This is a genomic window from Salinicola sp. 4072 (assembly GCF_036663415.1).
Lineage (GTDB): Bacteria > Pseudomonadota > Gammaproteobacteria > Pseudomonadales > Halomonadaceae > Salinicola > Salinicola salarius_A.
On record NZ_JAXOVV010000014.1, the window covers coordinates 75,690 to 101,128 of the forward strand.

At 63.3% G+C, this 25,439-nt stretch carries 28 protein-coding genes; 12 read left to right on the top strand and 16 right to left on the bottom strand.

All coding sequences use genetic code 11. The annotated features are described in order from the left end of the window. Nucleotides 1–59: 59 nt before the first annotated feature. Nucleotides 60–731 carry a helix-turn-helix domain-containing protein gene (locus R3F72_RS11105; RefSeq protein WP_332779659.1) on the bottom strand — a complete coding sequence of 224 codons (672 nt, stop codon included), beginning with the start codon at nucleotides 729–731 and terminating at the stop codon, nucleotides 60–62. Between R3F72_RS11105 and rhtA the strand changes: the two genes are divergently transcribed. From rhtA to R3F72_RS11120, 3 genes are all read left to right on the top strand, one after another. After that, nucleotides 730–1,623, top strand: coding sequence for a threonine/homoserine exporter RhtA (rhtA, locus tag R3F72_RS11110; RefSeq protein ID WP_303853766.1), 894 nt, complete (start codon nucleotides 730–732; stop codon nucleotides 1,621–1,623). The two genes, R3F72_RS11105 and rhtA, sit on opposite strands and share 2 nt — an antisense overlap. A 119-nt stretch (nucleotides 1,624–1,742) precedes the next feature. Further along, entirely contained in the window at nucleotides 1,743–2,579 is an 837-nt protein-coding gene (locus R3F72_RS11115) for an AraC family transcriptional regulator (RefSeq protein WP_332779660.1), read from the top strand. Between the two features lie 117 nt (nucleotides 2,580–2,696). Beyond that, nucleotides 2,697–3,302, top strand: coding sequence for a LysE family translocator (locus tag R3F72_RS11120; RefSeq protein ID WP_332779661.1), 606 nt, complete (start codon nucleotides 2,697–2,699; stop codon nucleotides 3,300–3,302). Nucleotides 3,303–3,333: 31 nt separating this feature from the next. On the opposite strand, the gene R3F72_RS11125 is transcribed toward R3F72_RS11120, so the two are convergent. From R3F72_RS11125 to R3F72_RS11140, 4 genes are all read right to left on the bottom strand, one after another. Continuing rightward, on the bottom strand, nucleotides 3,334–3,945 hold the full coding sequence (locus R3F72_RS11125; RefSeq protein ID WP_332779662.1) for a cyclodeaminase/cyclohydrolase family protein: 612 nt from the start codon (nucleotides 3,943–3,945) through the stop codon (nucleotides 3,334–3,336). Between the two features lie 232 nt (nucleotides 3,946–4,177). Then, nucleotides 4,178–4,330: an alternative ribosome rescue factor ArfA gene (arfA, locus tag R3F72_RS11130; RefSeq protein WP_087718583.1), complete on the bottom strand. Its 153-nt coding sequence runs from the start codon at nucleotides 4,328–4,330 to the stop codon at nucleotides 4,178–4,180. A gap of 100 nt (nucleotides 4,331–4,430) precedes the next feature. Further along, a complete protein-coding gene (gene mntP / locus R3F72_RS11135) occupies nucleotides 4,431–5,012 on the bottom strand; it encodes a manganese efflux pump MntP (protein WP_087718584.1) in 582 nt (193 codons plus the stop codon). A gap of 398 nt (nucleotides 5,013–5,410) precedes the next feature. Further along, complete coding sequence (locus R3F72_RS11140; protein WP_332779663.1) at nucleotides 5,411–5,971, bottom strand: TetR/AcrR family transcriptional regulator; 561 nt, start codon at nucleotides 5,969–5,971, stop codon at nucleotides 5,411–5,413. Between the two features lie 116 nt (nucleotides 5,972–6,087). Between R3F72_RS11140 and R3F72_RS11145 the strand changes: the two genes are divergently transcribed. Beyond that, nucleotides 6,088–7,317, top strand: coding sequence for an MFS transporter (locus R3F72_RS11145; protein WP_087718586.1), 1,230 nt, complete (start codon nucleotides 6,088–6,090; stop codon nucleotides 7,315–7,317). Nucleotides 7,318–7,642: 325 nt separating this feature from the next. Continuing rightward, nucleotides 7,643–8,884: a methyl-accepting chemotaxis protein gene (locus R3F72_RS11150; RefSeq protein ID WP_303853657.1), complete on the top strand. Its 1,242-nt coding sequence runs from the start codon at nucleotides 7,643–7,645 to the stop codon at nucleotides 8,882–8,884. A gap of 122 nt (nucleotides 8,885–9,006) precedes the next feature. Here the strand turns inward: R3F72_RS11150 and R3F72_RS11155 are convergent, their stop codons facing one another. The 10 genes from R3F72_RS11155 to R3F72_RS11200 form a co-directional block, all read right to left on the bottom strand. After that, on the bottom strand, nucleotides 9,007–9,705 hold the full coding sequence (locus tag R3F72_RS11155) for a tellurite resistance TerB family protein (RefSeq protein ID WP_087718588.1): 699 nt from the start codon (nucleotides 9,703–9,705) through the stop codon (nucleotides 9,007–9,009). A gap of 87 nt (nucleotides 9,706–9,792) precedes the next feature. Beyond that, nucleotides 9,793–10,413 carry an NUDIX hydrolase gene (locus R3F72_RS11160; protein WP_087718589.1) on the bottom strand — a complete coding sequence of 207 codons (621 nt, stop codon included), beginning with the start codon at nucleotides 10,411–10,413 and terminating at the stop codon, nucleotides 9,793–9,795. A gap of 166 nt (nucleotides 10,414–10,579) precedes the next feature. Beyond that, nucleotides 10,580–11,332, bottom strand: a complete 753-nt coding sequence (locus R3F72_RS11165) for a hypothetical protein (protein WP_143543255.1) — start codon at nucleotides 11,330–11,332, stop codon at nucleotides 10,580–10,582. Between the two features lie 202 nt (nucleotides 11,333–11,534). After that, nucleotides 11,535–12,518: a class 1b ribonucleoside-diphosphate reductase subunit beta gene (nrdF, locus tag R3F72_RS11170; RefSeq protein WP_442978346.1), complete on the bottom strand. Its 984-nt coding sequence runs from the start codon at nucleotides 12,516–12,518 to the stop codon at nucleotides 11,535–11,537. A gap of 219 nt (nucleotides 12,519–12,737) precedes the next feature. Continuing rightward, nucleotides 12,738–14,909: a class 1b ribonucleoside-diphosphate reductase subunit alpha gene (nrdE, locus tag R3F72_RS11175; protein ID WP_332779664.1), complete on the bottom strand. Its 2,172-nt coding sequence runs from the start codon at nucleotides 14,907–14,909 to the stop codon at nucleotides 12,738–12,740. Further along, on the bottom strand, nucleotides 14,891–15,295 hold the full coding sequence (gene nrdI / locus R3F72_RS11180) for a class Ib ribonucleoside-diphosphate reductase assembly flavoprotein NrdI (protein WP_087718592.1): 405 nt from the start codon (nucleotides 15,293–15,295) through the stop codon (nucleotides 14,891–14,893). Before nrdI ends, nrdE begins: the two co-directional genes overlap by 19 nt. An 82-nt stretch (nucleotides 15,296–15,377) precedes the next feature. Further along, complete coding sequence (gene nrdH / locus R3F72_RS11185) at nucleotides 15,378–15,602, bottom strand: glutaredoxin-like protein NrdH (RefSeq protein WP_087718593.1); 225 nt, start codon at nucleotides 15,600–15,602, stop codon at nucleotides 15,378–15,380. 345 nt (nucleotides 15,603–15,947) lie between these two features. After that, nucleotides 15,948–16,850, bottom strand: coding sequence for a phosphogluconate dehydrogenase (NAD(+)-dependent, decarboxylating) (gene gnd, locus R3F72_RS11190; RefSeq protein ID WP_332779665.1), 903 nt, complete (start codon nucleotides 16,848–16,850; stop codon nucleotides 15,948–15,950). 80 nt (nucleotides 16,851–16,930) lie between these two features. Further along, nucleotides 16,931–18,139 (bottom strand): 5-demethoxyubiquinol-8 5-hydroxylase UbiM, encoded by a 1,209-nt coding sequence (gene ubiM / locus R3F72_RS11195; protein ID WP_332779666.1) that lies wholly within the window; start codon nucleotides 18,137–18,139, stop codon nucleotides 16,931–16,933. 224 nt (nucleotides 18,140–18,363) lie between these two features. Further along, nucleotides 18,364–18,552, bottom strand: coding sequence for a hypothetical protein (locus tag R3F72_RS11200; protein WP_332779667.1), 189 nt, complete (start codon nucleotides 18,550–18,552; stop codon nucleotides 18,364–18,366). Between the two features lie 281 nt (nucleotides 18,553–18,833). On the opposite strand from R3F72_RS11200, the gene R3F72_RS11205 reads away from it, so the two are divergent. From R3F72_RS11205 to R3F72_RS11235, 7 genes are all read left to right on the top strand, one after another. Continuing rightward, nucleotides 18,834–19,298: a DUF2501 domain-containing protein gene (locus tag R3F72_RS11205; protein WP_332779668.1), complete on the top strand. Its 465-nt coding sequence runs from the start codon at nucleotides 18,834–18,836 to the stop codon at nucleotides 19,296–19,298. Between the two features lie 49 nt (nucleotides 19,299–19,347). Further along, the gene (locus R3F72_RS11210; RefSeq protein ID WP_332779669.1) at nucleotides 19,348–20,451 is read left to right on the top strand and encodes a serine hydrolase domain-containing protein; all 1,104 of its coding nucleotides are present in this window, start codon (nucleotides 19,348–19,350) and stop codon (nucleotides 20,449–20,451) included. Further along, nucleotides 20,448–22,064, top strand: coding sequence for a gamma-glutamyltransferase family protein (locus R3F72_RS11215; protein WP_332779670.1), 1,617 nt, complete (start codon nucleotides 20,448–20,450; stop codon nucleotides 22,062–22,064). The genes R3F72_RS11210 and R3F72_RS11215 overlap by 4 nt, the downstream gene beginning before the upstream one ends. Nucleotides 22,065–22,084: 20 nt before the next feature. Then, complete coding sequence (locus tag R3F72_RS11220; RefSeq protein ID WP_332779671.1) at nucleotides 22,085–23,017, top strand: 2-hydroxyacid dehydrogenase; 933 nt, start codon at nucleotides 22,085–22,087, stop codon at nucleotides 23,015–23,017. Between the two features lie 90 nt (nucleotides 23,018–23,107). Next, a complete protein-coding gene (locus R3F72_RS11225; RefSeq protein ID WP_332779672.1) occupies nucleotides 23,108–23,875 on the top strand; it encodes an isochorismatase family protein in 768 nt (255 codons plus the stop codon). Between the two features lie 198 nt (nucleotides 23,876–24,073). Then, the gene (locus R3F72_RS11230) at nucleotides 24,074–24,907 is read left to right on the top strand and encodes an ABC transporter ATP-binding protein (protein ID WP_332779673.1); all 834 of its coding nucleotides are present in this window, start codon (nucleotides 24,074–24,076) and stop codon (nucleotides 24,905–24,907) included. Further along, complete coding sequence (locus R3F72_RS11235) at nucleotides 24,904–25,161, top strand: hypothetical protein (RefSeq protein WP_332779674.1); 258 nt, start codon at nucleotides 24,904–24,906, stop codon at nucleotides 25,159–25,161. The genes R3F72_RS11230 and R3F72_RS11235 overlap by 4 nt, the downstream gene beginning before the upstream one ends. Here the strand turns inward: R3F72_RS11235 and R3F72_RS11240 are convergent. Further along, on the bottom strand, nucleotides 25,149–25,439 hold a 291-nt coding region (locus R3F72_RS11240; protein ID WP_332778557.1), incomplete at its 5' end, for an IS66 family transposase. The two genes, R3F72_RS11235 and R3F72_RS11240, sit on opposite strands and share 13 nt — an antisense overlap.

Below are 25,439 nucleotides of genomic sequence, written 5' to 3' on the forward strand. Positions count from 1 at the left end.
GGAACCGGAACCGCCAGCCCCACTAAAGCGGCACCCTCCACGGTCTGTGCGCTGGCCGTTCAGTGCACCACGTTACGGATGAAGCGCAGCCGACCCGGCCCTTCATTGCGGTAGCGGTAGGACTGGTCGCTGGGGTAGACATGGAAGTCGCCGGCCTCGATCGTCACGCAGCGATCGTCCAGCTCCAGGGTCAGCGTGCCCTCGATCACCACCAGCATCTCGTGCCAGCCGGAGTCGTCGGCGGCCGATTCGTAGCTGTCTCCCGACTCCAGCGACCAGGACCACAGCTCGACCTCCTGCCGCGCCGGCTTGCTCGCCAGCAGCCGGGCGCGACTCGCGGGGTGCTTTCCTACCCAGGCGACTTCGTCGATGCGCGCCGAATCCTCGCTGTCCGGCGGCTGGACCAGCGCGTAGAACAGCACGCCCAGCGCTTCGGCGAGGCGATCCAGCGTGCTCAGGCTGACGTTGACGTCGCCCTTCTCGATATTGACCAGCATGCGCCGGCTCACCCCGGCCTGATCGGCCAGCGACTGCTGACTCAGCCCCGCGGCCTGACGCAGCCGCCGGACGTTGGTCGCCACATGAACCAGCACGTCGGGGCGCTCGTTAGACTTGTGCAATATATTGCCCATCCGTACAATCGCGGCTCTCGTCGAATGCCACTCGGCCGCCGGTTCGGCGAGTGGCAACGTCTGGCGAGCCATCATGCCGCAGACCTCAGGAGGTGTCATGTCAGTCGCCATGCGTGAATTCGTGGCCAGAGCCTGGCCAGTGGCCATGCTGATCGTGGCGATGTGCTCGATCCAGACCGGCGCGTCCATCGCCAAGTCGCTGTTTCCGGTCATCGGCGCCACCGGTACGACCTCGATTCGCCTGATTCTCGCCGCGCTGATCCTGCTGATCGTGATGCGGCCCTGGCGCCAGCCGCTGAGCCGCCGCGCCTGGAAGTCGACGCTCGTCTATGGCGTCGCGCTCGGCATCATGAACCTGCTGTTCTACCAGGCGCTGCAGACGGTGCCGCTGGGGATCGCGGTGGCGCTGGAGTTCACCGGGCCGCTCGCCGTGGCGATGCTCTCCTCGCGACGCTGGCTGGACCTGCTGTGGGTGGCATTCGCCATGTTCGGCCTGGCGTGTCTCCTGCTGCTGGGCGATGACAGCAACGGCCCGGTCGACCCTTACGGCGCGGCCTGCGCGCTGGGAGCCGGGGTCTGCTGGGCGCTGTATATCCTGTTCGGCCAGAAGGCGGGCTCGATCAACGGTGCCCAGAGCGCCACGCTGGGCATCACCATCGCCGCCGTCGTCATCGCCCCCGTCGGCCTGATCGACGTCGGCCCGGCGATTTTCGCCCCGGATGTCCTCCCGCTGGCGCTCGCCGTCGCCGTGCTCTCCACGGCCCTGCCCTATACGCTGGAGATGATCGCCATGCCGCGCCTGCCGACCCAGACCTTCGGCACCCTGATGAGTCTGGAACCGGCAATCGGGGCGCTCTCCGGCCTGCTGTTCCTGAGCCAGCTCCTGAGCGGGCTGCAGTGGCTGGCCATCGGTCTGATCATCGTCGCCTCGATCGGCACCACGCTGACGGTACGCCGACGCGACACCTTCGAAACGCCGGTGCCGGACTGAGGCGCTTCGGAAAAGGCCCGAAGGGCTGACTGCACGAACGTTCCAGACAAGCCTCTCTCGTGCTGGCATGCTGACGGATCGAGACGGCATACCGCATCGGCCGTGGCGCGGGAGGCAGCATGACATCGACGAACTGGATCGACCTGCAACAGGATGGCGATACGGGCATCGAGACGATCCGCGCCCATTTCGAGGGCCACGCCTACGATCCGCACTGGCACGACAGCTATCTGGTCGGCTTCACCGAACAGGGCGTGCAGCAGTTCCACTGCCGGCACTCGCGACACGACAGCACACCGGGCCGCCTCTTCTTCGTCGAGCCGGGGGAGATCCATGACGGACACGCACCGGCCAGCGGCGGCTTCACCTACTCCATGCTCTATCTCGACGCAGCCTGGCTGCAGCGCGAACTGCGCCAGTTCGGCACGCCGGGCCTCGCCTCGGGGGAGCCGGGCTTCGCCGCGACCCTGGTCGACGATGCGCCGTTGATCGCCGCCGTCGCCAACGCGTTCGCCACGTTGCGCGGGCCGGGCACGCGACTCCAGCGCGATGCCGCGCTCGATACGTTGCTGCAGGGCATGCTTCCGCACCTGGGCTGGCGCCGGCGACGCCGTGACGACGACCCGCGCCTGCCCCGCGTCGCGCGACGTGCCCAGGCATACCTGCATGCCCACAGCGGTGACGATATCGGTCTGCAGACCCTCGCCGAACAGTGCGGCGTCGACCGCTTCCGCCTGACCCGCGCCTTCAAGGCCGCCTTCGGCCTGGCGCCGCATGCCTATCTGGTCCAGCTGCGCCTGGCCCAGGCCCGCCAGCGTCTCGCCACCGGTGAGTCACCCGCCATCGTGGCCAGCCAACTGGGGTTCGCCGACCAGAGCCATCTGGGCCGCTGGTTTCGCCGCGCCTACGGTTTGACGCCGGCCGACTATCGCCGTCGTTGCCGGCCATCGCGCTGACGCTGGCTCACGGGGTCGAGTCGTTCAGCCCGCTCGTGCCGCACGGCTGCTCAAACCTTCCAGACGCCAACGCCCGCCGACGTCATAGTGACGCTCCCGACTTTCGAGGAGTTGTCCATGTCGTCCTGGTTGCCCTTCACGCTTTTCGCCTTCGTCGCCTCGATCACGCCGGGGCCGACCAACCTGTTGATCCTGACGCAAGGCGCGCGCCGGGGCTGGCAGCGCGCACTACCCGCGGTATTCGGCGCCAGCCTGGCGGCCGCGATGATCGTGCTGGTCATCGGCGGCGGTCTGGCGCAGACCCTGCTGGCCTATCCGCTCGTGCGCCACGTCATGGCAATGGTCGGCGTCGCCTGGCTGAGCTGGCTGGCCTGGAAGCTCTATCGCAGCCCGCCACCGATGCTGGAGAGCGTGGCAACCGGCCGCCTGCCGCACTTCGGCGCCCTGCAGGCTGCCGGTTTGCAACTGGTCAATCCCAAGACCTGGATGATGGCGCTTTCGGTCGTCGGCGTGTTCGCCGCTGGCAACGCCAGCACGACGCACGTCGCCGCGCTGGCACTCATCTTCGGTGTCGTCGCCGTGCCCTGTCTGGCGAGCTGGGCGCTGATGGGCAGCGGTGTCGGCCGGCTGTTTCGCACATCGCGTCAATGGCAATGGTTCAACCGGGGGCTGGCTTTTCTGCTGCTGGGTGTGGCGTGGTGGAGCGTGCTGATGCCGGGCTGAAACGCGTCGTCGATAGCGGCTGAGGGCACGATCAGGCGTCCAGGCCCAGCCGCCGGCAGTGGGCGCGAGCGTCGGCACGAAGCGCATCGCAGCGCTCTTCCCGCTCTCGGCGCGACGTCTGGTCGGCCAGCGCTTCCAGGTTGGCCTCCGCGCCGATCAACAACGCCTCCAGGGCCGCCCTGAGCATCGTGGCGCCGGCCAGGGTATCGCTGCGCATCGCCTTGGATGTCAGAGGCAACGCCTCGACCGCCAGCGCCAGCCCTTCACGACATCGCTCGGCGGCGGCCAGCGGAATCCGGATCGAGGCATCGCGAGCCTCGCGCAGCGCCGAATCGCGCCGGTTCGCCTCGGCATCGGTGTCATGTGGCAGATGCTGCGCATCGAGATAATCGGCAAACGCCGCGGCATCGTCATCCACGGCGCTGGCCAACGCGTCATGAAGCGCATCGCCCTCGGCAACCAGCCGGCGGTGAAGGTCGCGGTCGGATTCGCCGCGATGCAACCGCACCCCCTTGAGAACCAACGACAACCCTAGGCATCCATTCAGCGCCGCGGCGGCGCCACAACCCGGGGTGGAGCGCGTTTCGACGGCGTGCTGAAAATCGGCAAGCGAGCTCTGCCAGAGCGAAGACGAGGTCGACATGGGGACTCCCGGAGAGGATCGATGTCTCAGCATAGACGCCGCCAGACGAAGCGTGGCAAATCAAGAGGAGGCGAATACGAGCCGGGAGAGAGCGGACGGAGAGGAAGCGGAAGGAGAGGAAGCGGAAGGAGCGGTAGCAGATGAAGATGAAGATGAAGAGGACGGAGAGATAGCAGCAGAAAATGGGATAGGGGAAGACACCATGGCGAAACAGCCCGGGACCGAAATTGCCTCAGGCCGCTTGGCGATGGTGTCCTCCCCGAGGCGCGCGCCCCTTGCGCGAATAGCTGCCTTTGCCTTTCTTGGGCTTCTGTTGCTGCTGGCGGAATTGAGGCGAGCGCAACGCCGCCTTGAGCGCGTTGTCCCGGATGGGATGCGGTTTCATATCGGCTCCTGAATAGCGGGAGAATGTCGAAGTATCAGATACCAAACGACCGCATAGTCATGCGGCCGTGGCAGGAAGGTATGGGTCGGAAAGCGGCGCTTCAACCCATGTGGGCGAACAGATGTTCGTAGACGACCGTGATGCCGATGGCGATCAGCACCACGCCACCTGCGATTTCGGCGCGCTTGCCGATCAGCGAGCCGATCGCACGGCCAAGCATGATGCCGATGGTGACCATCAGCGTCGTCGCCAGCCCGATCGCCACCGCCGCCGCCACGATATTCACGTCGGCGAATGCCAGCGTCACCCCCACCGCCATGGCATCGATACTGGTCGCCAGGGCCGTGACGGCGAGCAGCCAGACCGACTTTCGCTCCGGCGCCTGCTCGTCGTTCGCCTCTGGCTCGACGGGCTTGAACCCTTCCCAGATCATGTGGGCACCGAGCGCGCCCAGCAGCACGAACGCGATCCAGTGATCCCACTCGGAGACGAAGCGAGTCGCCGCCAGCCCGATGGCCCAACCAATGACCGGCGTGATCGCTTCGACCGTGCCGAAGATGACGCCGATACGAAGCGCTTCGGGGAAGCGAGTACGTCTGAGAGCAGCACCCTTGCCGATCGACGCGGCAAACGCATCGGTCGACATGGCAAAGGCGAGTATGACGAGAGAAGCAGGGTTCATGATCTTATCCAGCCGGTGGTATCACCATGACATTCGCCGCACCCGACTCTGCACTGCGAAATGTCCATGGTCTCGCCAACCGGATCCGGCGTTCGTGCCACGGCATCGGCCGAGCATGTTGACACGAACATCACCGCCGAAGTCTGGTCGGCGGTGATCGGCTACTCCCCAAGGAGGAATCAGACTATAGACGCCTCCCCGCCAGATATCAATAAATGATTGAATTTAAAGAGAAAATTCACCACGGTTAATTCGTGTCGTTGACGTTAATCAAGTTAACGCGGGTTGGACTTTGATCGCCGGGTTGCCAATTCGACAGTTCAGGCTCGCCGCTGTCGCAACCGGACAACTACGAGCCAGGGCCCGGGGATGCCATGATGGCTCGTCTCGGTGTCGACTCACTTTTCGTTCGTCAACGTGCCGGCGATCCATCGCCGCAGATTGTCGACCGTCGCTGCTTCCGGATCGTAAAGCAGCCGGTAAGTCATCGGCGCGATGATGCCGTCGATGAGCTGCACTACCGATGGCGCCCCTTCGCCGCGCGCCAGGGCCCGCTCTCGCAGCGTGCCCATGAGCGACTCGCTGTAGCGATAGCAACGCTCCCGGCGCCCGCCGTCGGCACTGGCCATGACGTCGTTGAGCGCGCGCTGCCCCGGCACCGAGGTCATCTCCTCGAGATACTGCTCGCCCCAGGCCTGCAGGTCGCCGGCCAGCGTGCCGGTATCCAAGGGGTCGTCGTCGGGGCGCATCCGCTCCAGCGAGACGTCGGCGACCAGCTCCGAAAGGTTGCCCCAACGGCGATAGATCGTCGATGGCGTAACACCGGCTCGCTCCGCGATTCGGGGCACCGTCAGTTCGTCGCGTGGCGTCACGGCCTGCAGTTCGCGAACGGCCTGGTGAACGGCTTCTTGCACCCGGGCGCTGCGGCCGCCCGGTCTGACGGCTTCTTTGATCGGCATGACTATCCACTACACGAAAGAACTATACGAAAGATACAAACGCAAAATATTTGCTTTATGAGTCTGCTAAGCTCAAACTCCGCTAACGCAAAATTTTAGCATTAATGGATTCCTCGATGTCACCGCCCGCGTCTGCGCCCAAGACCAATGTCTATCCGTCTCCTCGTCTCGGTTCGCTGGTCTATTACGCAGTTTTGATGGTGACGTTTCTTGCGGCCTCCAGCGCACCCACGCCGCTGTATCAGCTCTACCAGACGACCTGGCACTTCTCGACCACCTGGCTGACGCTGGTGTTCGCCAGTTACGTGTTCGCGCTGCTGCTGGCATTGCTGACCACCGGTTCCTTGTCCGACTACATCGGCCGACGGCCGGTCGTCGCCATGGCGATCGTGGGCGAACTCCTGTCGCTGGCGCTGTTCCTGGCTGCCGACGGGCTGGCATGGGTGCTGGCAGCCCGGATCCTGCAAGGGGTGGCCACCGGAATCGTGACCAGCGCGCTGGCAGCGGCGATGCTCGACAGCGACCACAACCGCGGCCCGGTGCTGGCGAGCATCGCGCCGCTATCGGGCATGGGGATCGGGGCGCTGTTTGCCGGCGTGCTGGTGGCTTACGCACCGGCACCGATGCGTCTGGTCTACCTGATATTGATCGTGATGCTCGTCGTGATGGGACTATGGCTCAAGCGGATTCCGGAGAGCGTGACACCGCGGCCCGGTGCGTTGGCGGCACTGCGTCCGCGCGCGCACATCCCGCCGGCGGTGCGCGGCCCGCTGTTTCGCGTCATCCCGGCGGTGGTTTCCTCTTGGGCGCTGGGCGGCTTTTCGCTGTCGCTGGGACCGACGCTGGTAGAGAGAATCAGCGGCGTTCACAATCCGCTGGTCGGTTGCCTGATTACCTTCCTGCTGCCTTTCATCGGCGGTATCAGCGTGCTGACGCTTCGCGCCAGGCCGCCAAGGCTGGCCGTACTGCTCGGCACCGCCTGTCTGATCGTCGGCATGCTGGGACTGCTGCTGGGAGTCCATCAGCGGTCGGTCGCGATCCTGCTGGCGGGTACGGCGATCGCCGGCATCGGCTTCGGCGCCGCGTTCATGGGCGCCATGCGCGTCGTCATGCCCTTGGCGCCGCCCACCGAGCGTTCGGCGTTGATGGCGGCGTTCTACGTGGTCTGCTATCTCTCCGCGAGCACGCTGGCGTTGTGCGGCGGTATCGCGACCCAGCATCTGGGGCTGATCCCCACCACCTACGCCTACGGCAGCCTGGTGGCCCTGCTCTCTCTCGCCGCCTTCGTCGGCACGTTGACGCAGCGCCAGCCCGAGTCCCGGGCTCGCAGCCGCAACCCTGCCTAACGTGTATCTGCACAAAATCTTTCCCGCTGACGTTGCGGCACAAGGCGAGATCGTCGATCAGTTCACTGTAGCGTGACATTTCGTCGCCCCGGGTGTGCCGCGAAATCGCGATTAATTCCCTTCTTCAGCGCCAATATCCCTCCAAAATCGTCGAAAATACCGCTCCCGTCTTCTCCCTTCAGGTGATCGAAGCTACCGATCTCGTCGGACTCGTTGCAAGTCTCCACGGCCCATGCCGATAATCCGGCAGGTAACCAGCGTGTAACGACCGTGCCGGCAGGCTACGCAGGCCTGCCAGGCTTTCCACTCCTTGGGATGTTATCGCATGAAACGACTCGACGACCTGACGGTTAAAACCAGTTGGCTACTGGTAATATTGGCTTTTACCTTCCTGGTGCTCAGCGTTGCCGGGCTTGCCGCCTATGCAGCCAACGCTGGCGGCACGGTGTCGACGGGCTGGTTGAACCTCGCCATCGGCACCGCCATCGTGTTCACGCTGGTCCTGGTCGCGATCATTCTCTGGGGCGTGTCCGTCAACGTCATTCGACCGCTGAAGCGTCTGGTCGAGCATTTCGAGCGCCTGGCCGAGGGCGATCTCTCCGGCGAGATCGAAAGCCGGGGCAACAACGAGATCGGCCGCCTGTTTGCCGCACTGGAGCGCACCCAGGCGCATCTGTTGCACACTGTCGGCAATACCCGGAATGCCAGCGACAATGTACATCAGGGAGCCATCGAGATCGCCCAGGGCAACACCGACCTGTCGGCGCGCACCGAACAGCAGGCGGCAGCACTGGAAGAGACCGCGGCAAGCATGGAACAGTTGACCTCGACGGTACGCCAGAATACCGATAACGCCCGCCAGGCCAGTCAGCTGGCCGACGATGCCTCGGCCGTCGCTCGCGAGGGCGGCGATGTGGTGGGCAAGGTGGTCACCACCATGCATGACATCAGCGACCAGTCGCGCCAGGTGGTGGACATCCTCGATACGATCGACTCGATTGCGTTCCAGACCAACATTCTGGCGCTCAACGCCTCGGTGGAAGCCGCCCGGGCCGGAGCGCAGGGGCGCGGCTTCGCCGTCGTGGCGCATGAAGTCCAGACGCTGGCGACACGCTCCGCCGATGCGGCGAAGGAGATTCGTGAACTGATCCAGCGTTCAGCGGAGCGCGTCGAGGATGGTGCCCAGCTGGCGGACAAGGCAGGAGCGACGATGAAGAAGATCGTCACGGCCATTGGCAATGTCGACGCCATCATGCATGAAATCGCCACGGCTTCAGAGGAGCAGAGCCATGGCATCGACCAGGTGAACCAGGCGATCACCCAGATGGACCAGGTCACGCAACAGAATGCGGCGCTGGTACAGCAGGCAGCCGACAATGCCCGCGCGCTGGAGCGGGAGTCGGAGGCGTTGCAGGCCGCCGTGGCGGTCTTCCGGCTCAGCGCCAGCGAAAGCGTCGCCCTCCCGGCGGCGGCGCAGCCGACACGTCCCCAGCCCCGCACCCAATCTGGCACCCAGCCCCCGCTGGCCAGTGCGCGTCAGGAAGAATCCGAGTGGGAGACGTTCTAACCTCTGGCTTTCCCGTCCAAGGTCTAAGCTGTCTGAAAAATCGACGAGCGATAGCCAGACAAGGCAAAAATCGGCGAAAAAGCGGAGTTTACGCGGAGTAAATGAGCATTTTGAGTCGATTTTTAACGCCGTATGGGTGAACGCAGGCATTTTTCAGACAAAGCGTAGGAAGCGTCTTCCGCCTGGCGCTCCAACGTACGGCAGAGATCGCCGTCGAGCTTGAGCGCCGCTGCCAGTTGATCGAGCCAGGCCCGCTCCATCGGGTTCTGCTCGTCGATGATCGCCACGCTGGCCAGATAGACTTCCCGCGCTGCCTGCGGTGAATCGGTATCACGAGCGATCGCCTCGGCGTCCAGCGGCGCGGACATCTGCTGCTCGACCCAGGCATGCAGTTCGTCGTCCGCGCCCAGCGCGTCGATCTGTTCGGCCAGCGCGGCCCGCTCTTCGGCGTCGATATGACCATCGGCCCGCGCGGCGGCGATCATCGCACGCAGGATGACCAGGCTTCGGTTCTCCTGCCGATCGCCGGAGAGCTGCTCCAGCGGCTGATCGGCTCCGGTCGTCGGCGCGTTGGCCGGCGCTGCAGACGACTTCTCTTGATGAGCCTGCCAGGCTTTCCAGGCTAGTGCCCCCAGCCCGGCTAGTGCGCCGTACTTGATCGCCTTGCCGCCCATGCTGCGACCCCGCTTGCTGCCAACCAGCATGCCCAGCGCGCCGCCACCCAGCAGCGACTTGGCATCGAAACCACCACCGCTCGACGACGTTTTCCGGCTGCTGCCCGCCTGCTTCATGATCTGCGAAAGAATTTTCTGCGCGTTCATCGATCCTCCATCACCCCGTTGCCTGAATGTTCCGCACTGCTATAGACCGTCTCGAGGCGAGGAGGTTTAACGCTGGCGCCAATTCGATCAATCGATCAGCGCCGGACGCCGGGGATCGGCGTGAAACTCGAAGGCATCAAAGATATCCCGGGCGATGACGCGAGGCTCGGAGAGCGGCGGCAGTTCGTCCGGCGAGAAATAGGCGGCATCGAAGACTTCGTGACCGGGATCGAGCGGCTTGGTATCGAGCCGCTCGCAGAGGAAGAACAGCTTGTAGAAGTCGAGCACGTCCGCCGGATAGGCGTGCTTGGCCTTGTGGCGAACGGCATAGAGCCGCTTGGCCTCGACCGTGACACCGGCTTCTTCCCAAACCTCCTTGACCGTGTTTTCGGCCGCCGACAGCCCGATCTCGGCATAGCCGCCGGGCATCGTCCAGCGTCCGTCCATCTTCTCCTTGACCAGCAGGATCCTGCCGTCGTCGATGATCGCCGCGCGCACATCGATCTTGGGCGTGACATGTCCTTCGCCGTCGCCCAGCGCCAGGTTCACGCGACCGATGGGAATATCGCCCAGCATCGCCATCATCGACGTCGAAATCTCGGCGACCTCTTCATAGCGCTCGCGGTCGAACTTGTCGCGGCAGTAGTGCAGTCCGGTATCGGAGAGTGCCGATAGCCGCTTGGCCCAGGCGAGCCATTGATCTTCCATGAGGTGATTTCCGATTCAGGGGTGGGTAATGTTCACCTGAAGACTAACAACTGCGGCCGGCAACGTCAGGCAGCGGTGGCGTCAGGCACGAAAAAGCCCTTCCGGAGAAGGGCTAGTGTCGTACTTGTCGATACAGCGAGATCGACGCAGGCGGCATCCGACCGTATCAGCCCGCCGTGGGCGTTTCACCTTCCGGCTGCGGACCGTGTCGAGGCCCCTTGTGCATGCCGCGGGGCGGTTTCGTCAGCGCTTCGAAGGCGGCGACCTGCTCATCGTCGAGAACCGAGGAGAGTGCGCTGTGGCGCTGCTCCATCAGCTGCTTGAACTGCGCGCCGCGTGAATCCTTCGTCGCTTCGCCCGCCTTGGCATCGGGGCGCTTCAGTTGGTGCAACCCGTCGAAGAAGGTGCGCTCGGCATTCAGCACGGCGGCACTCTGCTCCTGGCTCAGATCCCAGGTGGCGAACAACGGGGCGTAGCGATCCTCCAACCCAGCCGTCATCCGCTCGGGATCCATTTTCGGGCCACCGTGATGACGCATATTCAAAGGGCGCGGCCGTTCCAGCATCTGATAGGCGTGCAGCTGCTCGTCGGTCAGTACATCGGCCAGCTGTTCGCGCTGCTGCTCGAGCAACGATTCCATCGCGGCGCGGCGCTGCTCGGGCGCCGTCTTGCCATCATCGCCACGCAGTTGCTGGAGGCCGGCACGGAAATCGCTGTCGGCCTGAGCCAGGCTGGCCAGCTCGTCTTCGTCGAGATTCCAGCTGGCGACCACGGCGTCCTTGAGAGGATTGCCGTGCGCCTTGTGCTCGCCATGGGCCGCCGGCGGTCGGGGTTGTTCGGTCTGCGCGGCCTGAGCGAGCGGTGACAGGATGGAGGCAGCAACGGCCAGCGCCAACAGGTTCTTTTTCGAAAAATTCATGACTTCACGCTCCTGGTTGCGCACCGAGACGCGGTGCAGGAACACTATCGCGTTGTTTCTTGCAGACAGTGTGCAGCGAGCGTGAAAGGTTGAATCACCAAATCGGCAAGTGACGAGGTCCACCGCTCGAGCCGACGCTGCCAGCAGACATAAAAAAACCGCTCCTGTCAGAGCGGTTTTCGTTCGAGAGTCGGCGAGCGGTCTAGAACGCCCAGTCGTCGTCCTCGGTGCTGACGGTCTTGCCGATCACGTAAGAGGAGCCGGAGCCGGAGAAGAAGTCGTGGTTCTCGTCGGAGCCGGGCGAGAGCGCGGCGAGGATCGCCGGGCTGACGTCGGTGACGCTGGCCGGGAACAGCGCTTCGAAGCCGAGGTTCATCAACGCCTTGTTGGCGTTGTAGTGAAGGAACTTCTTGACGTCTTCGGTCAGGCCGACGTCGTCGTAGAGCGCTTCGGTGTACTTGACCTCGTTGTCGTAGAGCTCGTGGAGCAGCTCGTAGGCATAGATCTTGATCTCTTCCTGACGCTCTGCCGGCAGCTGGGCAAGCTGACGCTGGAACTTGTAGCCGATGTAGTAGCCGTGGATCGCTTCGTCACGAATGATCAGGCGGATCAGGTCGGCGGTGTTGGTCAGCTTGGCGCGGCTGGACCAGTACATCGGCAGGTAGAAGCCGGAGTAGAACAGGAACGATTCCAGGAACACGCTGGCGATCTTGCGCATCAGCGGGTCCTCGGCGCGGTAACGCTCGAGAATCAGCTCCGCCTTCTTCTGCAGGAACGGGTTCTCTTCGCTCCAGCGGTAGGCGTCGTCGACATCGCGAGTCGCGCACAGCGTCGAGAAGATCGAGCTGTAGGAGCGGGCGTGAACCGACTCCATGAAGCTGATGTTGGTGAACACCGCCTCTTCGTGCGGGGTGATCGCATCCTCGATCAGCACCGGTGCACCGACGGTGCCCTGAATGGTGTCGAGCAACGTCAAGCCGGTGAAGACGCGAATGGTCAGCTGCTGTTCGTGCTCGGTCAGCGTGTTCCAGGCCGGGATGTCATTGGAAAGCGGGATCTTCTCCGGCAGCCAGAAGTTGCCGGTAAGGCGGTTCCAGACTTCCAGATCCTTGTCGTCCTGCAGACGGTTCCAGTTGATCGCGTCGACACGGTTCAGGTGGCGGGCAGCAGAGGTGGGCATATCCATGAGAGTGTTCTCGTTCGGTTGGCGCCGAGCCTTACTCGGCGCGTCGCTCGATTTGTATCAAAACTACGCTGCAATCGACTATGACATCACCACTCGCCAAATCGGCGAGCGATGGTCAGGCAAGGCGAAAGTCGGCGAGAACGCGGAGTTTACGAGTGTAAATGAGCATTTTGAGCCGACTTTCAACACAGCATGGCCGAGCGCAGCCATTTGGCGCCATCACAGCGTGCAGGAAACGCAGCCTTCTACCTCGGTGCCTTCCAGCGCGGCCTGCCGCAGACGAATGTAATAGATCGTCTTGATGCCCTTGCGCCAGGCGTAGATCTGCGCCTTGTTGACGTCGCGAGTCGTCGCCGTGTCGCGGAAGAACAGCGTCAGCGACAGGCCCTGGTCGACGTGCTGGGTCGCCTCGGCGTAAGTGTCAATGATCTTCTCGGGGCCGAGCTCGTAGGCGTCCTGGTAGTACTCCTGATTCTCGTCGGTCAGGTATGGCGCCGGGTAGTAGACGCGACCCAGCTTGCCTTCCTTGCGGATCTCGACCTTGGCCGTCACCGGATGGATGCTCGAGGTGGAGTTGTTGATATACGAGATCGAACCAGTCGGCGGGATCGCCTGCAGGTTACGGTTGAACAGGCCGTGAGCCATGACCGAGGCCTTCAGCTCGCGCCAGTCGTCCTGGGTCGGGATCTCGATGCCGCTCTTCTCGAACAGGCCGCGCACTTTCTCGGTCTTCGGCTCCCACGCCTGTTCGGTGTACTTGTCGAAGTACTCGCCGCTGGCATAGGTCGACTTCTCGAAGCCGGCGAAGCGCTGGTTGCGCTCGATGGCGATGCGGTTGGACGCCCGGATGGCATGGAAGGCGATGGTATAGAAGTAGATGTTGGTGAAATCCAACCCTTCTTCGCTACCGTAGAGAATGTGCTCGCGCGCCAGGTAGCCGTGCAGGTTCATCTGCCCCAGGCCGATAGCGTGGGATTTGGCGTTGCCTTCGGCAATCGACGGCACCGAGGTGATGTTGCTCATCTCGGAGACCGCGGTCAGACCGCGAATGGCCGCCTCCACCGTGGTGCCGAAGTCCGGCGAGTCCATGGTCTTGGCGATGTTGAGCGAACCCAGGTTGCAGGAGATGTCCTCGCCGATGTGACGATAGCCGAGGTCGTCGTCGTATTCGGTGGGCGTGTTGACCTGCAGGATCTCCGAGCAGAGATTCGACATGTTGATCCGGCCATGGATCGGGTTGGCACGATTGACCGTGTCCTCGAACATCAGATACGGATAGCCGGATTCGAACTGCAGCTCGGCGATGGTCTGGAACAGCTCGCGGGCGTTGATCTTCTTCTTGCGAATGCGCCCGTCGGCGACCATCTCTTCGTACTTCTCGGTGACGCTGATGTCACCGAACGGCACGCCGTAGATGCGCTCCACGTCGTAGGGCGAGAACAGGTACATGTCCTCGTTGCGCTTGGCCAGCTCGAAGGTGATGTCCGGCATCACGATGCCCAGCGACAGCGTCTTGATACGGATCTTCTCGTCGGCGTTCTCGCGCTTGGTGTCGAGGAACCGCAGGATGTCCGGATGGTGGGCGTTGAGATAGACCGCGCCCGCGCCCTGTCGCGCTCCCAGCTGATTGGCGTAGGAGAAGGCGTCCTCGAGCATCTTCATGATCGGGATGATGCCGGAGGACTGGTTCTCGATGCGCTTGATCGGGGCGCCGGATTCGCGCACGTTGGAGAGCGAGAACGCCACGCCACCGCCGCGCTTGGAGAGCTGCAGCGCCGAATTGATGGAGCGCCCGATGGACTCCATGTTGTCTTCGATGCGCAGCAGGAAGCACGACACCAGCTCACCGCGCTGACGCTTGCCGCAGTTGAGGAAGGTCGGCGTCGCCGGCTGGAAACGGCCATGGATGATCTCGTCGACCAGCTGTCTGGCCAGTGTTTCGTCGCCCCGCGCCAGACTCAGCGCGACCATGCACACGCGGTCCTCGAAGCGTTCGAGGTAGCGCTTGCCGTCGAAGGTCTTGAGCGTATAGCTGGTGTAGTACTTGAACGCGCCCAGAAAGCTCTGGAAGCGAAACTTCGCCGCATAGGCCTGATCGAACAGCGACGAGACGAAGCCGAAGTCGTACTGGTCGAGCACCTGCTGCTCGTAGTAGCCCTCTTCCACCAGGTAGTCGAGCTTTTCCTTCAGCGAGTGGAAGAACACCGTATTCTGGTTCACGTGCTGCAGGAAATACTGACGCGCCGCTTCACGATCCTTGTCGAGCTGCAGATGACCATCAGCGTCGTACAGGTTCAACATGGCGTTGAGCGCGTGGTAATCGAGCGTCTTGGCGTTGTGATCGGCAGCGGGTCGCGCTGCCGTATCTTTTTCTAGGCTGAGCGTTTCCAAAATTCATTCACCCCTGCAAGAACGCGACGGACATCTTCTGCAGTGCCCATCAGTTCGAACCGATAGAGAAGCGGTACCCGACATTTCTGCGCCACGACCCGTCCGGCGAGGCCGAATGCCTCGCCGAAATTGGTGTTGCCACCCGCGATCACGCCGCGAATCAGGGACCGGTTGTGTTCGTCATTGAGAAATCGTATGACCTGAGGCGGCACCGAACTGAGCGGATCGCCGTCACCGTAGGTCGGTACGATAAGAATATAAGGTTCGTCGACCCGCAGGGGCTGGTCGTTTCGACTCAAAGGAATGCGACTGGCCGACAGGCCCAGCTTTTCGACGAAGCGCCGCGTATTGCCTGACTTGGTCGAAAAATAGACCAGCTCAGCCATGACGGTTCTCCTGCGCCCCTGCGCGGCATTCAGACGGCGCGGAACAATCCCGATGCGCGCCTAGAAAAACGAAAAAGAGAGATCAGGCAACCAGCGTGCTGATCTTGTCCGGGCGGAACCCGGCCCAGTGATCGTCACCCGCGACCACAACCGGCACCTGGCGATAGCCCAGATTCTGGACACGCTGCATCGCATCGGCGTCTTGCGTCAGGTCGACCACGGTATAGTCGATTCCTTGCTTGTCCAGAGCGCGATAGGTGGCGTTGCACTGGACGCAGGCAGGTTTGCTATAGATCGTGATGCTCATGAATAACCATCCTTGACTGGGGAAGACGCCATCGATGTCCGATGGTGCAGGCTTGGACGACTGGAATTCACGCTTTCTGAGCGTGTCCGCCGCTTCTGCAAAATACTATATATGGTAGCCGCGCCTTTTTCCAAGCATAGATGTGCTGTTTTTCTGTTAATCTCCTGTGGACAACTTTTTGCCCTCGCGGAGGCCGCATGGTAGCCCGCCTCCCGTCATGTCAAGGGTGAAAACGCCCTGCCCCGGAATTGGAAACGCGCCGATGGCTTGTGCCAAACCGGCGCGTCGAAACACACTATGTGGTAGCAGGAAAAGAGAGATCGGGTAGCGAAGACAGAACGCGAATCACCCCTTCTTGATCGCGTGCCCGCCAAATTCGTTACGCATGGCAGACAGCAGTTTGTCGCCATAGGAATCCTGTTCGCGGGAGCGCAGGCGCTCGAGCAGCGACAGGGTAATCACCGGCGCGCTGACGTCAAGCTCGATGGCTTCCGCCACGGTCCAGCGCCCTTCGCCGGAGTCCGACACGAAGGGCGCGATACCCTCTAGCGAAGGGTTCTTCTCCAGCGCATTGGCAGTCAGATCCAGCAGCCAGGAGCGCACCACGCTGCCATGACGCCAGATCTCGGCGACCTGATGCAGATCGAGATCGAAATCCTTGCGCTCCATGATCGCGAAGCCTTCGGCATAGGCCTGCATCATGCCGTACTCGATCCCGTTGTGGACCATCTTGGTGAAGTGACCCGCGCCGTTGGGACCGACATGGCCCCAGCCCTTGTCGGCGGCCGGCGCCAGACTCTCGAGCAGCGGCCTGAGCGATTCGACGGTCGGCGTCTCGCCGCCAACCATCATGCTGTAGCCTTCCTGCAGGCCCCAGACACCGCCGCTGGTACCGACGTCGACATAATGGAGATGGCGCTCGCGCAGTGTCTCGGCCCGGCGCACCGTGTCCTTGTACATCGAGTTGCCGCCGTCGATGACGATGTCGTCCTTCGACAGCAGCGGTTCGAGCTCGCCGATGAGCGTATCGACCAGGGGGCCGGCCGGCACCATCAGCCACACGATTCTGGGCGACGGCAGGGCGTCGATCGCCGCCGTCAGCGAGTCCGACGGTTCGATCCCCTTCTCTGCCGCCTTCGCCATCGCTTCCTCGCTGGGATCGTGCCCCACCACCCGGTGCCCGCCGCGCACCAGGCGCTCTGCCATGTTGGCGCCCATGCGCCCGAGTCCCACCATTGCAAGATCCATACGAACTCCTCCTGAGTCGAGAAAGGCGTCGTCGGCCGAGATGCTCCTCGCGCTCGGCGCCTACGGAGTGGCGTGTGTGGCTAGCCGATCGAGCGTGTCAGATGACTCGCGACCAGGCGTCTGGCCGGCCAGGCCGCTTCACCGGCGCGCAGTACCGCCTTGCGCAGCCATCTGGCCGGGGTGCGGTCATCGGTGTAGAGGCCGACGATCGCCAGCGTGGCGGCGAACAGCGGCGCCGTCGCCAGACGCTGCTCGCGCTGATAGCGTGCCAGCAGCGTTGGCGAGGCGATATCCCGCCCTCGCGCCCGCGCCTCGCCGATCAGGCCTGCCAGTCGCGACAGCCCCTGCAGCCCGAGGTTGAAGCCATGCGCAGTAACCGGATGCATGCCCACGGCGGCATCGCCGATCAGCGCCTGACGGTGCCCGACGAAGCGTTCGGCATAGACACTGACCAGCGGATAGCGATGAGGCTCCGCAACCCGACGCATGACGCCCAGTCGGCCGCCAAAGCGCCGGGTGATATCGGCGTCGAAGTCCTCGTCGCTCAATGACAGCTGCTTTTCCATCTCCGCCGGCGACAGTGTCAGTACCAGCGACGAGCAGTGCGTATCCACCGGCAACAGCGCCAGCGTCTGGCCGTAGCCGAACCACTCCCATGCGGTCTGGTCGTGCGGCTCTTCGTGGTGCATCCGACAGACCAGCATGTGCTGACCATGCTGGTAGGTATGGGCGGGAATGCCCATGGCACGGCGGGTGGTGGAAAAGCGGCTGTCCGCCGCCACCAGCAGCGAGGCCTGCAGCCGCTCGCCGCCGGCCAGAGTGATATCGACCTCGGCGTCGTTGGCCTCGAACCGCTCGATCTGCTGTTCATCCCGCCACAGGATCTCTCCCGCGCCCGCCGAGCCGGCCGGCAACGCCGCATAGGCGGCACGTCGAATCACCTGATTGGGTACCAGGCAGCCGAGGGGCTCGTTGCGAGAAGCGCCTGGTGCAATTTCCATCGCGAACAGCGACTGACCATCGAAGACTTTGGCGGCACGCATCCGAGCGCGTTCGGCCGGCTCGACTCGCGACCATACGCCGAGCTTGTCGAGAATCTGTTGGGCGGCCCGAGTCAACGCGATCTCTCGCCCATCGCTGGCCGGCTCCACCATCGCCGACCGCGACTGACGATCGATCAGCACCGAACTCACGCCATGACGCGACAGCGCGTTGGCAAAACACAAGCCAATCGGCCCCGCACCGACGATGGCGACGTCGACCTGCGTCACAGAGATTGAATCATCCATTCGTGCCGCTCCCTAGCGTCAATGGGGCGTAACGGTAACGGAAAAAGATGCCACGGCGAAGCCTCACCCGTCGCATCCCAGGTTAACGCCGCCATCATCCCGTCGGTTCGGCATTGGATGGTCAATACTGCCTCTAACGGCGTTAGAACTAGCGGCATTCGAACTGGCAGTGTTCACGCCATCGGTGTTCGAGCCGATGCGACTTCCAAGGCCGACAGGCGCGTTCACTGCTTTTCACTGTGAACCTTGACGTGGCCCAACTTGTCCTTGAAAACCTTCTCCTCGAACTCGACCTCCAGATGCTTGTCGCCTTTGGCTCGGACGCGATGGTACTCCAGACCACTGAAGCTCAGTTCCAGCTGGTCATCGTACTCTTCGAGCAGTTTTCTGAATTCGCCAACGGTAATGATCATGACCTCTCCTTTTTTCGAGGGAACGATTCGAGAAAACGTTCGAGAGAACGTCGAACGCCTCCCGATACTCCAAGCCTAGACCATGACGCCGGGCAGCGTTTCGTCATCGTATCATTCGGTCACGGAATGACCGTTGCCACCCGCCCCCGAACCACCGACCATGGTCACCCTAGCGCAGGATGGCGCTAGCGCGGCGCCTCATCGCCCTGTCGTCACCATTTGCGGACCGCTTCATCGAACCCTCGCTTGCAGGGTGTCTTTTCCGCCAGGAGTGTCAATTCATGAATCTTCGTTTCCTTTCCGCCGCCTTGCTGACCGCTTCCGTCGTCGCCTCCCCGATGGCCGCGGCCGTGAGCTTCGATAGCGTCAAGAAAAGCGCCGGAGAAATGCTGTCCGGCCAGTCCTCTCAGAACACCGATACCGCCGGTGGCGCCTCGCTGCTCGGCGCGCTGAGCTCTGGCTCCCTGAATCTGGGCAGCATGCAGAACGTGGCCGGCGTTCTCGGTTACTGCCAGGAACAGGGCTATACCGAAAGCACCACCGACAAGGTCAAGAACCGCCTGCTCGAGCAGATCGGCGGCCAGAGCCAGGCCGAGGAGAGCGACGGCTACCAGAAGGGGCTGGGCGGGATGCTCGATAGCGGCAACGGCCAGACCTTCAGCCTGACCAACCTCAAGGATCAGGTCGGCGAGCGCGCCTGCGGCATGATTGCCGACAAGGCCATGTCCTCTTTCCTCGGCGGCTGATACCCGCCGGCGTATCGCACGCTGCCGCAATCGTCCACGGCTTGACGTCATGGAAGAACCTCTCGGCATGCGCCAGACTGGACGCATGCCGATACTGCCCTCGTTTCGATTTTCGACCGTCGCCGCCCGTACCTGCGGGCGACGTTTCGCCTTTGCCCTGCTGCTGACGACGCTGACGTCACCAGCCTTGGCCGTCCCTCTGCCCGAGGCCGCTCGCGACAGCATTGCCGAGCAGGCGGGCGCCCTGCCGCGCAGTCACTCCCTGCTGGTCGCCATCGACGGCGACACGGTGATCGACGAAGGCTTTCGCGGCCACGGGACGAACGAGACGGCCAACATCAAGTCGCTTTCCAAGACGCTGGTCTCGGCGCTGGTGGGCGCGGCCATCGACCGTGGCGTGATCGAGAGCGTCGATCAGCCGGTGATCGAACTGCTGGGCGACCGGGTTTCCGCGGATATCGATCCGCGGGTGAGCGATATCACCGTCGGCAACCTGCTTTTGATGCAGGCGGGGCTCGAACCCACCTCGGGCGGCAACTATGGCGCCTGGGTGGCAAGTTCGAACTGGGTCACCGACGCACTGGAACGCCCTTTCGTCGCCGAACCCGGTGAACGCATGCTCTACTCCACCGGCAACAGCCACCTGCTCTCGGCGGCGCTCACCGAAGCGACCGGCCGCAGTACCCTGGCACTGGCGCGCGACTGGCTGGGCGATCCGCTGGGGATCGCGATTCCTCCCTGGACACGGGACCCGCAGGGCATCTATTTCGGCGGCAACGAGATGGGCCTGACACCGCAGGCGCTACTGCGCTTCGGCGAGATGATCCGCCAGCACGGGATCCGCGACGACCGCACGGTGCTCTCGGCCGACTGGATCGAACGCTCCTGGCAGCCGCGCACCCGCTCGTTCTTCAACGGCGACGATTACGGCTACGGCTGGTTCATCACCCGCATCGCCGGCCAGCCCGTCTACTACGGCTGGGGCTATGGCGGCCAGCTGCTCTACGTGGTGCCATCTCGCGCCATGACCGTGGTGATGACCTCCGACCCGACGCCGCCCTCCAATGGCAGCGCCTATCTGGAAAAAGTCGAAGCGCTGATTGCCGATTTGATCGAGGCGACCCATCGTCCCAATCAGGAACCCTCCCCGTGAAACATCCTCACCGAGACCGCGACAACTGGCTCCTCACCACCCCCGCCGTCCGATCGACACGCGGCGCGGTGGCCTCGCAACACCGCATGGCGGCGCAGGCGGGCGCGGCCCAGCTCGATGCCGGCGGCAATGCCATCGATGCCATTATCGCCACCGCCTATGCGCTCAACGCCGTCGAGCCGTGGATGTGCGGCCTCGGCGGCGCCGGTTTCATGTTGATCTGGCTGGCGAAGGAACGGCGCGCCGTGGCGCTCGATTTCCAGGGCGTGCTGGCCGGCGATACGCGACTCGAGGACTATCCCGTCGATCCGGCTCTGCCCGCGACGCCAATGGGCTTTCCCGGCGTGGTCGACAATGCCAACATCGAAGGCTACCGCTCGATCACCGTTCCCGGTGCCGTGGCCGGGCTCGATCACGCGCTCGCCCGCTTCGGTTCAAAACCACGTGCCGACGTCATGGCGCCCGCGATCGCTCTGGCCGAACGAGGCCTGCACGTCGACTGGTTCACCAGCCTGCAGATCGGCGTCTGCGCCCGAACGCTGGCCCGCGATCCGATCTCGAGGGCAATCTATCTGCCTGGCGGGCACCCGGCGACGCCGGAGAGCCGGCTGCGCATTCCGAACCTGGCCGACACCCTGCGCGAGATCGCCGAGAACGGCGCCGATACTTTCTATCGCGGCGCCCTGGCCGAGAAGATCGTTGGCGATCTGCAAGCGGGCGGCTCGCGCATCTCGCGAGAGGACCTCGCCGCCTACGAGGTATTCGAATACACCCCCATGGCCGCCGAGCATCGCGGCTACACGCTCTATACGCCGGGCGAGGTTTCCGGCGGCCTGCGCCAGCGCGAGATGCTGGCGCACGCGCGGGAGGCGATGCCGACCCCGCCGGAAACGCCGACACCGGAGACCTGGCTCGTTTATGCCGAAGCGCTGGAGCAGTGCTGGAAGCGGCACAAGCTTCGCAACGGCGTGCTAACGGAGACGGACGGTGAACAGGGCGCCTGTACTTCGTCGATGTCCTCGGTGGACGCCGAGGGCAACATGGTGGCGCTCACCTACACTCTGCTCAACCGCTTCGGCTCCGGCGTCACGCTGCCCTCGACCGGCATGCTGATGAACGACAGCGTCAGCTACTTCGACCCGCGCCCCGGCTATCCCACGACGATGGAAGGCGGCAAGCGCATCAACTCCTCGAACATGTGCCCGACGGTAGCGGTGAAGGGCGGCGAGGCGCGCTTCTCGGTGGGCGCCTCCGGCGGCAACCTGATCATGCCGGCAGTGACCCAGGTAGCCGCGCTGATGATGGACTTCGACATGAGTCTGGAAGATGCCGTGCATCATCCGCGCCTGGACGCCAGCTATCGCGGTTCGGTCCGTGTCGACCCGCGCTTCGATCCCGAGACACTGGCGAAGCTGGGCGAGCGCTTCGAGCTGGAGATCGCCCAGCAACTGGTATTTCCCAAGCTTTATGCCTGCGTCTCGGCGGTTTCGCGAGATCCCGAAAGCGGCGAGTGCACCGGCATCAACGACCCGACCCAGCCGGTCGGCGGCGGTGCCGCACCGGCGCCGTTTCAGATTGAACCGCTCGACGACGAGCCGGTCGTGCGCCCCTGATTCACTACCAGGATTCCGAGATGTCTATCGTTGTATCAATACCGGGTGTGGATAAAACAAACTGGTGGATCGAGCAGCTTCAGGCCCTGCTCCCGGACTGGACGATCCGCCCCATTCACGACCCGGGTGATGTCGAGGCAGTCACCTATGCCGTGGTGTGGAAGCCGGCAACCGGCGCTTTCCTGCCCTTCCCCAATCTCAAGGCGATCGTCTCGCTGGGCGCCGGCATCGACCATGTGCTGGCCGATGCCGAACTGCCGCGCCAGATGCCGATCATCCGCACTGTGGGCACGGACCTGACCCAGCGCATGCGCGAGTACGTGGCGCTGCACGTGCTGCGCCATCATCGCGACATGCCGGCCATTGCCGCCAACCAACGAGAGAAGCGCTGGAAACAGCTGGTCGTGCCGCCGGCGACGCAGCGCCGCGTGGGCGTCATGGGGCTGGGCAATCTCGGCGGCACCGCGGCGCGAACGCTGGCCTCGCTCGGCTTCGAGACACTGGGCTGGTCGCGCACGAAGCGGAAGATCGAAGGTGTCACCACTTATGCCGGCGATGCCGAGTTCGGCGCTTTTCTCGCGCGCTGCGAGATCCTGGTCTGCCTGCTGCCATTGACCGAGGCGACGACGGGGATTCTCGACGCCGACCTTTTCGCTACCCTGCCGCGTGGTGCGAGCGTGATCAACGCCGGTCGCGGCCCTCATCTGGTCGAAGGCGACCTGCTCGACGCGCTGGAAAGCGGCCAGTTGAGCCACGCCACGCTGGATGTCTTCCATATCGAGCCGTTGCCGAGCGAGCATCCGTTCTGGGCGCATCCCGCCATCACGGTCACGCCGCACATCGCCTCGCTGATCGACGCGCCGACCGGCAGTCGCATCGTCGCCGCCAATATCGAACGCTTCGAGGCGACCGGGCACGTCGAGGATCTGGCCGACGCCGAACGCGGATACTAGCCTGTTGCCCGCTGTGATGACGCCTCCAATCACCCCATGGCACTATGCCGACCATGATCCAAGCCAATGACCAGCGACTCACGATACCTCATGTATGACAATAAGCTCGCCACGATATCAGAAGTCTCGAAACTACTTGGCTTGTCACCCAGCACGCTGCGCCGCATGGAAGTGGAAGGGGAGCTCACCCGCTACGGCCTGACGGTCATCTACACACCCGGGGGGCAGCGTCGATATTTGTTCAATCCCACACGGCACCTCTATTCACAGCAGGGTTTCTCAGCCCCCCTCGCTTTCGGTCAGCGGCCAGCGCTACTGATCCGCGACTTGACCATAGGTTTCTGCACCGCCGAAAGTCAGTTATGCGTTCAACTCGACGATCAACTCAACGCAGCACGCACTCTGATCGAAACCTTCGCCGCCCAAGGCCATCCAGTAATATTTAGCCGCACGGTCTACGACCCCGCCCACGCCTTTTCAGCGCTCTGGGGCGAGAAATTCCCGGCCATGCGCATCCTCGAGGCGGAGTCGCACTGGATCCGGAAGCATGAGGCACTTGCGAACTACGTCTACGACCTGGAACTCAGTACCCACTACGTCTCGGATCTGAAGGCATCCAAGCTGGAAGCATTTCTGGATCGAAATCGGATCGATACCGTGGTCTTGGCGGGGGTTACCACCAGCGGCAGCATACGCACCAATGCCATCGACCTGTTCCAGAGCGGCCGCCGGACGGTGATTCCCAGCGAGGCTGTCGCCGACCGCACACGGCCGCTACAGGACTTCACCTTGCTTGACCTCAACTCCCGCTATGCCGAAGTCACCACGCTCTCCCGCACGCTGGCCGAATTGGCGTAAAGCGGTTGACAACCGCCTGACGAAGGGCGTAATGATAATAGCGCCTGGTAAGTTTGGTAGGTTTTAGCCAGGCGCGCCTTGAATCGCGACAATCTGACGATCGCTCCCACAGGACGGTCACATAAGATCGCGGCCATGAGCCTACGCCAGCCAGAACTCCGACAAGACGAACAAACACAAACCGTCAGGAGCCATGGCATGACCCTTTCCACTCAACTGCGCGAAATCGCGGCGATACCCAGCGGCGGCCCTAACGTCGCGATCGCCCTGGACCACGTCGAAAAGCACTTCGAGGACCAGCAGGGCAACCCGATCCCGGTGATCCGTAACATTACCCTGGATATTCGGGAGCACGAGTTCATCAGCATCGTCGGGCCCAGCGGCTGCGGCAAAAGCACGATGTTCAACATCATCGCCAACCTGCTCGAGCCCAGCGCCGGCAGCATCACCCTGCGCGGCAGCCACCCGATCCGCGGCGCCCACATCGGCTACATGCTGCAGCGCGATCTGCTGTTCCCCTGGCGAACCATCCTGGAGAACGTCGCTCTCGGACTTGAGGTGGCCGGTGTTCCCCGCGCCAGACGTTTGGCGATGTCCCGAGAGTACCTGGAGCGCTACAACCTGGCGGATTTCGCCGACGCCTATCCACATACGCTGTCCGGTGGCATGCGCCAACGGGTGGCGCTGATCCGCACTTTGATCACCGATCCCGATGTGATCCTGCTCGACGAACCGTTCTCGGCGCTCGACTACCAGACCCGACTGGTGCTGGAAGAGGAGATCCTGTCAATCCTCAAGTCGTTCGACAAGACGGTGGTGCTGATCACCCACGACATTGGCGAGGCAATCGCAATGTCGGATCGCGTCGCGGTCATGACCCAGCGTCCGACCTCGGTCAAGCGGCTCTACGAGGTCGGCCTGTCGCGACGACTGGGCTCTTGTCTCAAGGCCCGCAGCGATCCCCGATACCAGACTCTGTTCGACCAGATCTGGGCCGATCTCGACATTCAAATGGGAGGACAGGCATCGTGAGCACGGCATCGCTCTATACTAGGCGTATCGAAGTTTCGGCCGGCGGGACCAAGCCCAGAAAGCACCAGGATCATTCTCTATGGAAGGAGAACCTATGGCGGCTGGCCATCGTCGCAGTACTGATCGTCGCCTGGCAGTTCGCGGTCGACTTCGGCTGGGTCAACGCCTTCCTGATGGGCTCGCCCGGTGGCATTGCCATCGAAGCTTGGCGCCAGTTGCAAAGTGGACGTAACTATTCAGGTCACGCTGCCTGATCCAGGCCGTCCCGACGCATGAATTCGGGCACTTCACCGGCAAACAACTGTTCCAGTGCGGTGTGCGCTGCCAGGCCCTGCTTGACCGCCGTCGAGAGGAAGCTGCGCATCCGGCAGAAGATCTCGGCACCTTCCCAGGAGCGGAAACAGCCTGAAATCTTCTGCTGGACCTTGGTCATCCGCAGGTCACGCTCCCCTTGGTTATTGGTGAAGGGCGCGGCGGGGTCGTCGAGGAAACGCAGCACGTCGTCCTCGTACGCCTGGAGACGTTCGAGCAG